We start from the raw sequence: 13,302 nt of genomic DNA on the forward strand, positions 1-13,302 counted from the left end.
GCACCGGGGGGAGGCGTCCCGCCGCTGGCTCCCACCCTATGATCAGGCGTTGTGAACCCTTGGCTCGTGCTGGCGCTCGGCATGGTGCTCGGCGCCGCCGCGACGACGGCACTGTTCGTCGCGCTCCGGGTCCGCGAGCGTCGCCGCGCCGCGCTCAGGCACGAGGTCACCGAGATCCATCCGCAGTTGGGCATGGTGCTCGCCGTGCTCAGGAGCGCCGGCATGATCGTCGGTTCCCATGACGAGGTGGCGCACTCCAATGTGCTGGCGCGCACCTGGGGACTGGTCCGCGGCGACCGGCTGTCGCTGCCCCCGGTGCTCGATGCGGTCCGGGAGGCCCGCCGCACCGATCGGGCCGTCACCCGCGAGGTCGAACTCAAGCGCGGCACCGGCACCCCCGTCATGCACCTGACCGTGCGCGTGGCGCCGCTCGAGAACGGCACCATGATCGTGCTGGCCGACGACCGCACGCCCCTGCTGCGGGTGGACGAGACCAGGCGCGACTTCGTCGCCAACGTGTCGCACGAACTGAAGACCCCCATCGGGGCGATCTCACTGCTGGCCGAAGCCCTGCTCGAAGCCGCGGACGATCCCGAGGGTGTCGTCCACTTCGCCCAACGCATGCAGTTCGAGGCGGCCCGACTCTCGGAGTTGGTCAAGCAGATCATCATGCTGTCGAGGCTGCAGTCGGACGACCCCATGCTGGCCGCCGAACCCGTGCGGGTCGGCGAGTTGTCGCGCATCGCCGTCGACCGGTGCCAGGCCCTGGCCCTGAAGAAGAACATCAGGGTGCTCACCTTCGGTGACGGTGACCTCGAGGTACTGGGTGACGTCGACCAACTCGCGGAGGCGGTCACCAATCTGTTGCAGAACGCCATCGCCTACTCCGATGACCACTCCCGGGTGGTGATCACCCATCGTCTGTCGAGCGAGCCCGATGGTGACATGGTCGAGATCGCGGTGGCCGACAACGGCATCGGCATCAGGCCCGACGAGCAGGAACGCATCTTCGAACGCTTCTACCGGGTCGACTACGGCCGGAGCCGTGACCAGGGTGGCACTGGGCTGGGGCTGAGCATCGTCAAGCACATCGCGTCGGTGCATGCCGGTACGGTCGACGTGTGGAGCCAACCCGGCCAGGGCTCGACGTTCACGCTCCGTTTCCCGGTGGCCACCGAGGGTGCCGACGGCGTGCCGCCGCTGACAGCGCACGCCCCCACCGACGCCCAGGCGTCCCTGACCGAAAGGTGATTGATGACCCGCATCCTGATCGTCGAGGACGAGCAGTCCTACCGTGAGGCCACGGCCTACATGCTGCGGCGGGAGGGCTTCGAGGTCGCCGAGGCGGCGGACGGTGATGGGGGACTGGCAGAGTTCGACCGGTCCGGGGCCGACCTGGTGCTGCTCGACCTGATGATGCCCGGTATGCCCGGCACGGAGGTGTGCCGCCAGTTGCGTCGGCGGGGGAACGTGCCGGTGATCATGGTGACCGCGCGCGACTCAGAGGTCGACAAGGTGGTGGGGCTCGAACTGGGGGCCGACGACTACGTCACCAAGCCCTTCAGCCACCGAGAACTGGTGGCTCGCATCCGGGCGGTCCTCAGGCGCGGCCAGGACGTCGACCTGGCTCCTGACGTCATCGAGGGCGCGGGGGTGCGCGTTGACGTGGAACGCCACGAGGTGAGCGTCAACGGGGCACCGGTGAGGCTGGCCCTGAAGGAGTTCGAACTGCTCGAGATGTTGCTGCGCAACGCGGGGCGGGTGATGACCCGGGGCCAACTGATCGACCGCATCTGGGGAGCTGACTACGTCGGCGACACCAAGACCCTCGATGTGCACGTGAAGAGGCTGCGCTCGAAGATCGAGGCCGATCCGGCCAATCCCGTGTTGGTGGTCACCGTGCGGGGTTTGGGCTACAAGTTCGAGGCCTGAGTTCCCGAGGGCCCCTGCCCAGTGAGCCCGCCCAGTTGCCCCGGATTCAGTTGCCCCGGATCCAGTTCTCCTCGACTCAGGCCCGTCTGATCCGGGCCCGCTCGGACTCAGGCCCGCGGCACGCTGGAGTAGTCGGGGGACGAGGCGTCCACCACCGGAACCAGCGTCGTCACCTCACCGGCCTTGGCGAAGGTGAAGGTGATCCGGGCGTAGAGGCCGGGCTGCAGCTTGTCGGAGTTGAGTGCGACCTTCTGCTGGGTGAGGCTCACGAGCTTGCCGGCAGGCAGTTCGACGTTGACCGAGCCGACTGTCAGGGCTCCGGTGTCCTCGAAGTTCGAGCCTGTCGCCTGGCCCGCGACGCCCGTCAGGGTGTCGCCGGTCGGGCTGTCGACCGACCCGGCCAGCACGCCCGCTCCATCCTTGGCGACGACGGTGATCGCGCGCAGGTGCACGCCCGGGGCTTGGGCGTCGACCCCGACGCCGGGAGTGTAGGGCTGGGCCACCTCGGTCGAGACGCAGCCCGCGAGCACGACGACGGCGAGGGCCGATGCGACCATGCCGAGGCGGACGAAGCGGCGGCGGGGAGCGGGGCTCATGTCATTCCTCCACAGGCGATCAGGGGTGACGGTCTCGCGAGTGCAGACGACCCGTCGGCGACAGCCTAGCGAAAACCGAGACGTTGCGTTTGGGCAAGTCAGGGCCAAGATCTGCCGTCCCGGCACACATCTGACCCCTTGTCAAGGGTGTGAATGGGCCCCGATTGCGCCTCTGGCTAGGACGAACACCTGTGAGGTCACCCTCATGCCGTGCTAGACTGGGCTTTGCGAAAGGGGTTGCAACTCATGACTTTTACGGTCGGCGAAACGGTGGTCTATCCCAATCATGGGGCGGCTGTCATTGAAGACATCGAAACCCGTCAGATCAAGGGCGAGGACAAGCTCTACCTCGTGTTGAGGATCATCGGTCAGAACGACCTCGTGGTGAGGGTGCCGGCGTGCAACCTTGACCTCGTGGGCGTGCGTGACGTGGTCGACGCGGCTGGGCTCGAACGAGTGTTCGGGGTCCTGCGTGCGCCACACACCGAGGAACCGACCAACTGGTCGCGGCGCTACAAGGCCAACCTCGAGAAGCTGCACAGCGGCAACGTGATGAAGGTGGCGGAGGTCGTCCGCGACCTGTGGCGTCGCGAGCGTGAGCGCGGTCTCTCGGCCGGCGAGAAGAGGATGCTGGCCAAGGCGCGGCAGATCCTCGTGTCGGAACTCGCCCTGGCTGAGAAGGTCGAGGAGGACCGGGCCGAGGTGTTGCTGGACGAGGTTCTCGCGTCCTGACAGACTGACAGACATGCAAGAGCCGGTCGTCGCCCTCGTGGTGGCGGCCGGCTCTGGCGTTCGCTTCGGGGCCTCCGTCCCGAAGGCGCTCGTGGAACTGGGGGGACGAGCCCTGGTGGCCCACTCGGTCGACGCGCTGGCTGCCGGCGGAGTCTCCCGGGTCGTGGTCGTCGTACCGGCCGACCATCGTCCCGATTTCGAGCGAGCCCTCGCCGATGCCCCCGTTCCGGTCGAACTCGTGGCGGGCGGACGGCGTCGCCAGGATTCCGTCCGGCAGGGGTTGGAGGCACTGGCCATCGACCTGGGAGCCGCTGACTCGGCCATCGTCCTCGTGCACGATGCCGCCCGGCCCCTCGTCCCCGCCGAGGTCGTCGAACGGGTCCGTGATGCGGTCACCGCCGGCGCCACCGCTGTCGTGCCCGCTGTGCCGGTCGTCGACTCGATCCGCTCCATCTCGCACCAGGGCCAGGACGAGGCATCGTCCGTCGTCGATCGGTCAGGCCTGCGCGCGGTGCAGACCCCTCAGGGGTTCTCGTTCGCGGCACTGCTGGCCGCCCACCGGGCGGTTGCCGACACAACGGAGGAACTCACCGACGATGCCGCCGTGGCCGAGCGCGCGGGGCACCGCGTCGTGCTCGTGCCGGGCAGCCGGGACTCGATCAAGATCACCGAACCCCTCGACCTGGTTCTCGCCGAGGCGCTGCTGGCAGGCCGCCGGACGGGGAATACCAGATGAACCTTCGCACCGGCATCGGCACCGACGTGCACCGACTCGTCGAGGGTGAGTCGATGCACTGCGCGGGCCTGTCCTTCCCGGACGAGACGTATGGTCTTGCCGGTCACTCCGACGGTGACGTCGCCGCCCACGCCCTGTGTGATGCCCTGCTGTCGGCGGCGGGCCTGGGTGACCTGGGGTCGAACTATGGAACCTCGGCGCCCGAATGGGCCGGTGCGAGCGGCGTCGCGTTCGTCCGGGAGACCGCTCGCCGGGTCCGCGAGGCTGGTTGGCGCGTCGCCAACGCCTCGGTGCAGGTGATCGGCAATCGGCCCAGGATGGCAGCCCGCCGGGTCGAGGCCGAGGGCGTGCTCACCGAGGCGCTGGGTGCCCCGGTGAGTGTGTCGGCGACCACCACCGACGGACTGGGTCTGACCGGCCGCGGAGAGGGTGTGGCGGCCATCGCCACGGCCCTGCTCACCGGCGACTGAGGTCAGCGGCCGGACACCAGGGCCGGGACCGGTCCCCGGCTGGGCTCGCAGCGGATCACTTCACGAGGGTGGCGGGAGCCACGAAGGTGTTGCACGCCCCGACCTTGGTCGACGCCAGACCCATCTCGGCCCAGTACTGGCGTGAACTGCCGTGCCCGTGGTTCCCGACGACGGCCGGCTTGCCGCTGAGGGTGTCATCGCCGATCGCCACCATCAGGGTGCGGATGTTGGCCAGGTCGGTCTGCGACATGCCCCGCGACTGGGCCACCGATTCGAGGAAGAGCCCCGCGAAGCAGTCGGCCTGCACCTCGAGGCGCCGGTTGACCTCCAGTGACTCGGCCTTGGGCAGGTTCTGGATCTCGTACGACGCGGCGGCACCGATACCTGTGCGGTACTGCACGGCGTGGCCCACCTCATGGGCGATGACGGTCTCGACGACGAAGCGTCCCCCGGCGACCTCGGGCGGGAGCACCTGGTTCAGGGTGGTCGACAGGTAGATCTGCTGGTTGGCGGCGCAGTAGACCGCGTTGCCCGCCGGGATCTTGCCGCAGGGGCTCTGGATGGAGGTCGAGTAGACGTTCGAGACGGGGCGGACGAAGGTCAGCCCGGCCTGCTCCAGTGTGGGGTCCCACACCCGGGAGAGGCAGGCGGTCAGTTCGTCCATCGACTTCTTGATCTGAGTCTTGGTGGCGGTACCGAGCTTGATCTCGGTCATCTCGCAGCGGGTCGGGGACGGCACGGTGGAGTCGTAGACCTTGTTCTGCTTCGTGAGCCTGTCGAGATCGGCCTCAACCTTGGGCAACGGCAACTCCGGGGGGTTCGCCTCGGGGGGCGGTACCTGGTAGTCCTCCTGCTGGTACTGGGTGGTCTGGCCCTGGGCCCTCTGACCGCCGACGAGGTCGGTCACGACATTGGCGATCAACGCGACGGCGATGATGCCGACGATGGCCGCGACCACGACCTTGAGAACAGGGTTGCCGCGCTGCGGCGGACGAGGGGTGGGCAGCGGCGACGAGGGTTGCTGCCACTGGCCTCCCCACGGTCCACCTGCACCCGGGGCCTGGGAGGGTGGCCCCCACGGTCCGGCCTGGAGACGGCTGGACGGTTGGGGTGCGACGGGGCGTTGACCCGTCGGCGGACCCCACTGGCCGCCCCCGAATCCCTGCTGGCCCTGTCGGCCCCACTGCTGCTGCGTCACTGCGCCAGACTAACTCGCGCCAGTGGCAGGGGGGTTGGTCGATCGGTTGCTCGTGCCCATGGGCGACGGCCTCGGGCTGTGCCATAGTCGACCGTGTGGGCCCCGCACGGCCCGCACGGCCCTGTGGGCCCGTGTGATCGAAGACAGAAAGGCCCCGCGTTGACCGGCCCCTGGAACCTCGTACGATCGACCTCCCCACGATCGACCCCCTCGCGATCGATGGTCGGACGACGGCTCGCCACCGCCGCGCTCGCCTCCGCCGCGCTGGTGGCCGGACCTCTCGCCGGTGCCGCGCATGCCCAGGGGGAGGCCGTCAGCTACGTCGTCGACGGGTCCGTCGACGCCCACGGCGTGCTCAACCTCAGCGAGACCATCACCCTCGGCGACTCCGCACCCGATCAGCTCACCCAGCGGATCGCGACGTCGGCACCAGCTGAGCACAAGATGGAGTACCACTACACGATCGGCGGTCTGAAGGCCACGGCGGGCGGCGCCGATCTCGGCGCCCAGGTCAGCGACGACGCCGGCTACAAGGTGATCCGTATCGACACCGCCAAGGCCAAGGGCAAACCCATCGTCATCAGCTACACCGTCAGCGGCGCCACCCATGCCGATCCGGCAGTGTCGGGTCGTCCGGCGACCACCACGATGGACTACCGCGTGCTGCAGGGACTCTCGGTGGGTGTCGACGAGGTCAGCGGCACCATCAAGGCACCCAGCCTGGTGAGTCAGGTCGACTGCAAGGCGGGGCCGCCCGTCAACCCTGTCGCCTGCAACTCGTGGACCGGCGGCACCGGCGAGGAGCCCAACCCCACCTTCACCGACGGTCCCCGCGGCGCGGGGGAGGTCGTGCAGGTCTCGTTCACCACCCAGGCACAGGGCATGGCGGCCAGCGAGTCGATCGACCACCAGTGGAGCCTCGACCGTGCCTTCGAGCCCAGTGCCACCTCGTTGTTGCTGGCCCTGGCGACCCTCGTGCTGGGTGCGCTCGGGCTGTGGGCTCTGCATCGACGCACGGGCCGCGACGTGGCTGCGGCCAGTCGTCCTACCCTGATCGCTGAGTTCGTGCCCGTCGGCGCCGGAGAGGAGGAGTTCCACCTGGTCGAGGACATTCGTCCGGGGCAGATCGGCACCGTCGCCGACGAGAGCGTCGACCCGATCGACGTGACCGCGACCCTGCTCGACCTGGCCGTACGGGGGCACCTCCGCATCCGTGAGCTGGGACCCGAGTCGCAGCACAAGCCCATGGACTGGTCGTTCGAGCGTCGCGAGGGTGGACGCGGTCAGCTGCGTCCGTACGAGCAGGTGCTGCTCGACGCGGTCGCGCCCCTCGATGGCCGCGTCGTCAAGGTCTCGGGGATCGCCTCGGCGATCGGTGACGTGATCCCGCAGGTGCAGGACGAACTGTACGAGGACGTCGTTCGCCAGGGCTGGTTCGACAAACGACCGGACGAGGCTCGCAACGGCTGGATGCTGCTCGGTTGGATCTCGCTGACCCTGGCGGTCCTGGTGGCCGGCCTGCTGGTCGCCTTCACCACGCTGGGGCTGTGGGGGCTGGCCCTGATTGCGATCGCCGCCGGGGTGGTCTTCCTGGCACCGAGGATGCCGCGCCGATCGGCGCGCGGATCACAGCTGCTGGCCGGTCTGCACGTGTTGGCCCACGACCTGCAGAACCATCGCACCGACCAGATGCCGCGGGGGCAGGAGTTGCGCGAACTCTCCGAACTGCTGCCCTACGCCGTGGTGCTGGGCGGACGAGGACGATGGCTCGAAGCCTTCGCGGACGCCGATGACGACGCCACCCCCGACCCCACCGACCTCGACTGGTACCACGCTCCCGACACCTGGCACCTCGCCGACCTGCCCGACTCGGTGACGGCGTTCATCACCTCGGTGCAGGGGCACCTGTTCGGGCGCTGATCCGTACCGCAGCGCCGGCGTGCTCGCGAGACTTCGCGAGCACGCCGGTGTCGTGCTCCCTGCTCAGAGTTCCAGTCCGGGGTACAGCGGGTGCGCCGTCAGCATCTCGCCAGCGGCGGCCTTGGTGCGTTCGGCCACACCGTCGGCAATCGTGTACTTGGCCTTGCCCGGGGCTCCGGATGCGGTCGGGTTCGCAGACGTGTTGGTGAGCACGTCGACGATCAGTTCGGCGACCCGGTCGAAGTCCTCCGCGCCGAAACCGCGCGAGGTCAGCGCGGGCGTGCCCAGCCGGACGCCGGTGGTGTACCAGGCACCGTTGGGATCCTGCGGCACCGAGTTGCGGTTCGACACCACGCCGGCGTCGAGCAGGGCAGATTCGGCCTGGCGTCCCGTGAGGCCGTACTGGCCGACGTCGAGCAACACCAGGTGGTTGTCGGTGCCGCCCGTCACCAGCTTCTGGCCACGCTTGAGGAATCCTTCGGCCAGCGCCTTCGCGTTGTCGGCCACGTTCTGGGCGTAGGTCTGGAACTCCTGGGTGCGGGCCTCGGCCAGGGCCACGGCCTTGGCGGCCATCATGTGCGACAACGGACCGCCGAGCACCATCGGGCAGCCACGGTCGACTGCGCCGGCGAACTCCTGCTTGGCCAGCACCATGCCGCCACGGGGTCCGCGGAGGGACTTGTGGGTGGTGGTGGTGACCACGTGGGCGTGGGGCACCGGGTCTTCGTCGCCGGTGAAGACCTTGCCGGCGACCAGTCCCGCGAAGTGGGCCATGTCGACCAGCAGGGTGGCGCCCACCTCGTCGGCGATCTCGCGCATGGTGGCGAAGTTCACGCGGCGGGGATAGGCCGAGTAGCCGGCGATCAGGATGAGCGGCTTGAACTCCCGGGCATCGGCCCGCAACTTGTCGTAGTCGATCAGCTGGGTCTCGGGATCGGTGCCGTAGGAGCGTTGGTGGAACATCTTGCCCGAGATGTTGTGGCGGAAGCCGTGGGTGAGGTGACCGCCGGCGTCGAGCGACATGCCCATCACGCGCTGCTCACCGAAGGTCTTGCGCAGGGTCTCCCAGTCGGCCTCGCTGAGGTCGTTCACGGTCTTGGCGCCCAGCTTCTCCAGGGCAGGTGACTCGATGCGCTGGGCCAGGATCGCCCAGTAGGCGACCAGGTTGGCGTCGATGCCCGAGTGGGGCTGCACGTACGCGTACTCGGCTCCGAACAGTGCGCGGGCGTGCTCGGCGGCCACCGACTCGACGGTGTCGACGTTCTGGCAGGCGGCGTAGAAGCGGTGGCCGACCGTGCCCTCGGCGTACTTGTCCGAGAACCAGGTCCCCATGGTTGCCAGCACCGGCAGCGAGGCGTAGTTCTCGCTCGCGATCAGCTTCAGCGACTCACGCTGGTCGACCAGTTCCTGCCGGGTGGCCTCGGCGATCCTCGGCTCCACCTTTTCGATCACGGAAAGGATCGTCTGGTAGGCGCTGGCGAGTTCGGCGTTCGCATTGGACACGGGCGTGCTCCTCGGAGATCGGTGTGGTCGTCAATCTACCGCGAGGGGCCCGGGGGAGTTCCGCGCTTCCATGGGCCGCGCCACGGTGGTGCTGGGGGCCGTCAGTGCAGCGGGTTGCTTCGAGATCGGCCCTGACCGCCGACATCAGCCCGGCGACACCGTCCTGCAGCAATCTGCTGTCTGCGCGGCGAATGGCTGCAATCTGTGGACAGATTCTTGGTCCACGGCTGGTGCTGTGGACATCCCCGGAACGACCGTCCATGGCCGTGCACTGAAGTCATGGACAACTCCGTCATCATCCGTCAACAGCTCCCCTCGGACCAGCGCAGCCGGCTTGACCAGAAGGTGCGCCACGGGAATCTGACCCGCATCCTCCCGGGCGCCTACACGGCCGATGAGTCCGGCTCGTGGATCCACCGAGTGCTCGCAGTGCAGGGCTTGCGGCCGAGCGCTGTGCTGTCGCGGACGACCGCAGCCCGCCTGGACTTCTGGCCCGACCTGCCCAGCGACGACGTCCATGTCGACGGGGCCCGGTTCCGGGGGGCTCCGGAGTGGCTGCACCCGACCGCGCGCGCCATCCCCGGAGGCTTGGTCATGCGTTGGGGCGAGCTGAGACTCACCGCAACCCCGCTGACAGTGCTCGACTTGGTGGACGACGTGGGTGGGCGAGCGATCGACGAGGGCCTGCGCCGTCGGGTTGTCACGCTGCCGCTCCTGCACCAGACCATGGATGAGTTCAACTGGCGCCGTGGCAACACCCTGCGCCGCAGACTCCTGCACGAATCCCGGGACCAGCCCTGGTCAGAGCTCGAGCGTGACGGGCACAACCTGATGCGGCGCCACCGCATCAAGGGGTGGCACGCCAACCATCGCGTCCGGATCAAGGGCCACGTCTTCTACATCGACATGGCCATCCCGGCTCTCGGGCTGGCCATCGAACTCGACGGCTGGTCGTTCCACCGCACCCGGGAAGACCTCGAGCGTGACGCCGCCCGCCACAACTGGCTGCAGTACGCCGGCTGGACGGTCCTGAGGTTCACCTCGACAACGCTCGAGGAGATACCCACCTGGGTGCACCGGTTCCGGACCCTCAGAGCGCGGGTGACGCAGCAGGTTGCGTGAGGACGGCCGCGCCCGTGTCGGGGGAGGCCCTCTGTCCGATCCTGGAGCAACCTGCTGCCACGAGGGCGCCGGGGGAGTCGAGGAGCAGCCGCGTCCATGAAACGAGAGCAGGGAGGCTCAGCCCCGGCAGCGCATCACTTCGTAGAGCGCGATCGAGGCGGCCACGGAGGCGTTCAGCGATTCGGTGTCGCTCCCGATCGGGATGCGGGCCAGCACGTCACAGTGCTCCCTCACCAACCGGGCCAGACCTTCACCCTCGGAACCGACCACGAGCACCACCGGGCCGTCGACCCCGGGCACACCGGAGATGTCGGTCTCGCCGTCGCCCGCCAGCCCGATGATGGTGAAGCCCGCCTTGGTGAAGGTCTCGAGCGCACGGTTCAGGTTGGTCGCCCGAGCCACCGGGATGCGTGCCGCGGCCCCGGCGGAGGTCTTCCACGCGGCGGCCGACATCTGCGCGGAGCGCCGCTCGGGGATGAGCACCCCGTGGGCGCCGAACGCTGCGGCCGAGCGCACGATCGCGCCAAGGTTCCGCGGGTCGGTGACGCCGTCGAGTGCGACCACCAGGCCGGGCTCGTCCGACTCGACGGTCTGGGCCAACAGGTCGTCGGGGTGCAGGTACTCGAAGGTGGGAAGCTGCACCGCCACGCCTTGGTGCACCAGACCCCCGGTCATGCGGTCGAGCTCGGCCCGGGTCACCTGCAGCATCGGGATCGAGTGCTCGGCGGTGAACTTCAGGATCTCGCGCATGCGGTCGTCGCGTTCGGCGCCCTCGGCGATGTAGGCCCGCCTGACGGGTAGTCCCGCCTCCAGCGCCTCGAAGACGGGGTTGCGTCCGATCACCCAGTCGGCGGCGGTGGCCGCCTTGGGCACGTTGCCCCGCGAGGACGGCTGCCTGCGGGCGGCGGCCTGCTTGGCCTTGTACGCCTTGTGGTAGGTGCGGTCCTCGGCCTTGGGGGTGGGCCCCTTGCCCTCGAGGGACCGGCGGATGCGTCCTCCGGAGCCGGCAGTCTTGTTCTTGCCCTTGGTGGTCGCGCCGCGACGCGATGAATTGCCGGCCATCAGTTCTTCTCCAGTTCCTTGGGGTCCAGCTGCCAGGTCGCACCCTGGGGGGTGTCGGTGATCCTGAGACCCACATGGGCCAGCGTGTCACGGATGGCGTCGGCCGCGGCCCAGTCCTTGCGGGCCCGCGCCACACCACGCTGCTCGAGCAGGGCCTGCACCAACCCGTCGACGACCGGCTCGAGCCCGTCATCGGACGCCGACCGCAGGTGCGCCCACTCCGGCCTCGCGGGGTCGAGACCCAGCACGTCGAGCATGCGGTGAACGGCGAGGTCATGGTCGATGATCGCCTGCAGGTCCGACGCGGCGATCGCCTTGTTCCCCTCGGTGACGGCGTTGAAGAGGGCCGCCACCGCACCCGGGGTGCCCAGGTCATCGTCCATCGAGGCCGAGAAGGCCTCCCATTCGGGGGTTCCGTCACTGGTCACGCCGACGGCACCGGCCCCGAAGTGCCCCGCCAGTGCCTCGGACGAACGAGCCAGGTAGGAGTCGATCCGATCGATGGCCCGGGCGGCCTCGTCCAGTGAGCCGCGGGTGCCCTCGTCCGAGGCCGAGAACTCGATCATCGAGCGGTAATGGGGCGCGAGCAGGAAGAACCTGACGGCGCGGGGGTTGTGCACCCGTGTGACCTCGGAGACCCGGGCGGTGTTGCCGAGCGACTTCGACATCTTCTCGCCAGCCATGGTCACCCACGCGTTGTGCATCCAGTACTGGGCAAAACCGCGCCCGGCGGCAGCCGACTGCGCCAGTTCGTTCTCGTGGTGGGGGAAGCGAAGATCGATCCCGCCACCGTGGATGTCGAAGGTGTCGCCGAGGTACTTGCCGGCCATCGCCGAACACTCGATGTGCCACCCCGGACGACCGCGACCCCACGGGCTCGGCCAGGAAGCGGTGCTGGGCTCGTCCGGCTTGTGGCCCTTCCACAGGGCGAAGTCACGAGGATCACGCTTGCCGCGTTGGTCGGCGTCCTCGGCGGGCTCCATCTCGTCGACCCGCTGGCCGGACAACGAGCCGTAGGCCGGCCAGGACTGGACGTCGAAGTAGACGTCTCCGGAGCCGTCGGCGGCCGGGTAGGCATGATTGCGCTCGATCAGGGCCTCGATCAGCTCGATCATCTCGGGGATGTGCCCGGTCGCCCGCGGCTCATAGGTGGGTGGCAGGCAGCCCAGGGAGCGGTAGGCCTCGTGCAGTTCGTTCTCGAACTCGTAGGCGTGGGCCCACCACGGCACCCCGCGTTCCGCCGACTTGGCCAGGATCTTGTCGTCGATGTCGGTCACATTGGCCACCACGGTCACCTCATAGCCCGAATGGGTGAGCCAACGACGCAACACGTCGAAGACCACCTCCTTGCGGATGTGGCCGAGGTGGGGGCTGGACTGCACGGTCAGGCCGCAGTGGTAGATCGAGACCGCGCCCTCGACGAGGGGCTCGAAGTCACGAATGCCACGGGAGGCGGTGTCGTACAGGCGCAAGCTCACCCGAGGATTCTAGGTGCAAGCCCCGACCGTGCGCATGACGAGGCCTGCCCGTTCCCGTTCGACACCGGGAGGCCCCTCCCGCGCTCGGGCCACGCCCGGTTAGTGTCGTGCCATGCTTCGCACCGAGATCCTTCATCCCGACCTGCTCGCCGGTCTGGCCCGCGCCGGGCACGGCTCCCAGATACTGGTCGCCGACGCCCTCTTCCCGCACGCCACGGGCGCTGCCCCCGGCGTCCCGAGGGTTCAGCTCAACCTCACCCCTGGCATGGTGCCCGCCGCCGAAGTGGTGCGGCTGATCGCGGGTGCCTGCCCGATCGAGGCGGCCTCGTTCATGGTCGACCCGGGCGCGGACGACGGCCGTTCCCCGGCCGTGGTCGACTTCGCCTCACTGCTGGCCGACCAGCACCATGCCGGCGGACGGCCCGTCGACTGGTCGGGGATCGAGCGGATGGCCTTCTACGAGGCCTGCTGGTCGAGGGACGTGGCGCTGGTGGTCGCCACCGGTGAGGTTCGCCCGTACGCGAACCTGCTGCTCACCATCGGCGTTCCCTGA

Annotated in this window: 13 protein-coding genes; 8 read left to right on the plus strand and 5 right to left on the minus strand. The window is 68.9% G+C overall.

The window, feature by feature from the left end:
- The first annotated feature begins 81 nt into the window (after window positions 1–81).
- Together H507_RS14565 and H507_RS0103820 are read left to right on the plus strand one after the other, a co-directional pair.
- Window positions 82–1,251 carry a sensor histidine kinase gene (locus H507_RS14565; protein WP_084707673.1) on the plus strand — a complete coding sequence of 390 codons (1,170 nt, stop codon included), beginning with the start codon at window positions 82–84 and terminating at the stop codon, window positions 1,249–1,251.
- 3 nt (window positions 1,252–1,254) lie between these two features.
- The gene (locus H507_RS0103820; RefSeq protein ID WP_022909401.1) at window positions 1,255–1,932 is read left to right on the plus strand and encodes a response regulator transcription factor; all 678 of its coding nucleotides are present in this window, start codon (window positions 1,255–1,257) and stop codon (window positions 1,930–1,932) included.
- A gap of 107 nt (window positions 1,933–2,039) precedes the next feature.
- Here H507_RS0103820 and H507_RS0103825 read toward each other — a convergent pair whose 3' ends face one another.
- Entirely contained in the window at window positions 2,040–2,528 is a 489-nt protein-coding gene (locus H507_RS0103825) for a hypothetical protein (RefSeq protein WP_022909402.1), read from the minus strand.
- Between the two features lie 246 nt (window positions 2,529–2,774).
- Here H507_RS0103825 and H507_RS0103830 point away from each other — a divergent pair, with 246 nt between their 5' ends.
- From H507_RS0103830 to ispF, 3 genes are read left to right on the plus strand one after another with little or no spacing between them, the layout of a single operon-like run.
- Window positions 2,775–3,260: a CarD family transcriptional regulator gene (locus tag H507_RS0103830; RefSeq protein ID WP_022909403.1), complete on the plus strand. Its 486-nt coding sequence runs from the start codon at window positions 2,775–2,777 to the stop codon at window positions 3,258–3,260.
- A 13-nt stretch (window positions 3,261–3,273) separates the two neighbouring features.
- Window positions 3,274–3,996, plus strand: coding sequence for a 2-C-methyl-D-erythritol 4-phosphate cytidylyltransferase (gene ispD / locus H507_RS0103835; protein ID WP_022909404.1), 723 nt, complete (start codon window positions 3,274–3,276; stop codon window positions 3,994–3,996).
- Window positions 3,993–4,466 (plus strand): 2-C-methyl-D-erythritol 2,4-cyclodiphosphate synthase, encoded by a 474-nt coding sequence (ispF, locus tag H507_RS0103840; RefSeq protein ID WP_022909405.1) that lies wholly within the window; start codon window positions 3,993–3,995, stop codon window positions 4,464–4,466. Before ispD ends, ispF begins: the two co-directional genes overlap by 4 nt.
- Window positions 4,467–4,521: 55 nt before the next feature.
- Here the strand turns inward: ispF and H507_RS0103845 are convergent, their stop codons facing one another.
- Window positions 4,522–5,664 (minus strand): neutral zinc metallopeptidase, encoded by a 1,143-nt coding sequence (locus H507_RS0103845; RefSeq protein ID WP_157438871.1) that lies wholly within the window; start codon window positions 5,662–5,664, stop codon window positions 4,522–4,524.
- A 159-nt stretch (window positions 5,665–5,823) separates the two neighbouring features.
- On the opposite strand from H507_RS0103845, the gene H507_RS17170 reads away from it, so the two are divergent.
- Entirely contained in the window at window positions 5,824–7,584 is a 1,761-nt protein-coding gene (locus H507_RS17170; protein ID WP_157438872.1) for a DUF2207 domain-containing protein, read from the plus strand.
- A gap of 63 nt (window positions 7,585–7,647) precedes the next feature.
- On the opposite strand, the gene H507_RS0103855 is transcribed toward H507_RS17170, so the two are convergent.
- Complete coding sequence (locus tag H507_RS0103855; protein ID WP_022909408.1) at window positions 7,648–9,087, minus strand: glycine hydroxymethyltransferase; 1,440 nt, start codon at window positions 9,085–9,087, stop codon at window positions 7,648–7,650.
- A 279-nt stretch (window positions 9,088–9,366) separates the two neighbouring features.
- Between H507_RS0103855 and H507_RS17175 the strand changes: the two genes are divergently transcribed.
- On the plus strand, window positions 9,367–10,209 hold the full coding sequence (locus H507_RS17175; RefSeq protein WP_022909409.1) for a DUF559 domain-containing protein: 843 nt from the start codon (window positions 9,367–9,369) through the stop codon (window positions 10,207–10,209).
- A gap of 117 nt (window positions 10,210–10,326) precedes the next feature.
- Here H507_RS17175 and rlmB read toward each other — a convergent pair whose 3' ends face one another.
- The gene (gene rlmB / locus H507_RS0103865; protein ID WP_022909410.1) at window positions 10,327–11,271 is read right to left on the minus strand and encodes a 23S rRNA (guanosine(2251)-2'-O)-methyltransferase RlmB; all 945 of its coding nucleotides are present in this window, start codon (window positions 11,269–11,271) and stop codon (window positions 10,327–10,329) included.
- Window positions 11,271–12,749, minus strand: a complete 1,479-nt coding sequence (gene cysS / locus H507_RS0103870) for a cysteine--tRNA ligase (RefSeq protein WP_022909411.1) — start codon at window positions 12,747–12,749, stop codon at window positions 11,271–11,273. The genes rlmB and cysS overlap by 1 nt, the downstream gene beginning before the upstream one ends.
- Before the next feature lie 112 nt (window positions 12,750–12,861).
- On the opposite strand from cysS, the gene H507_RS0103875 reads away from it, so the two are divergent.
- Complete coding sequence (locus H507_RS0103875; RefSeq protein ID WP_022909412.1) at window positions 12,862–13,302, plus strand: RbsD/FucU family protein; 441 nt, start codon at window positions 12,862–12,864, stop codon at window positions 13,300–13,302.

It is taken from the genome of Aestuariimicrobium kwangyangense DSM 21549, assembly GCF_000421525.1.
Lineage (GTDB): Bacteria > Actinomycetota > Actinomycetes > Propionibacteriales > Propionibacteriaceae > Aestuariimicrobium > Aestuariimicrobium kwangyangense.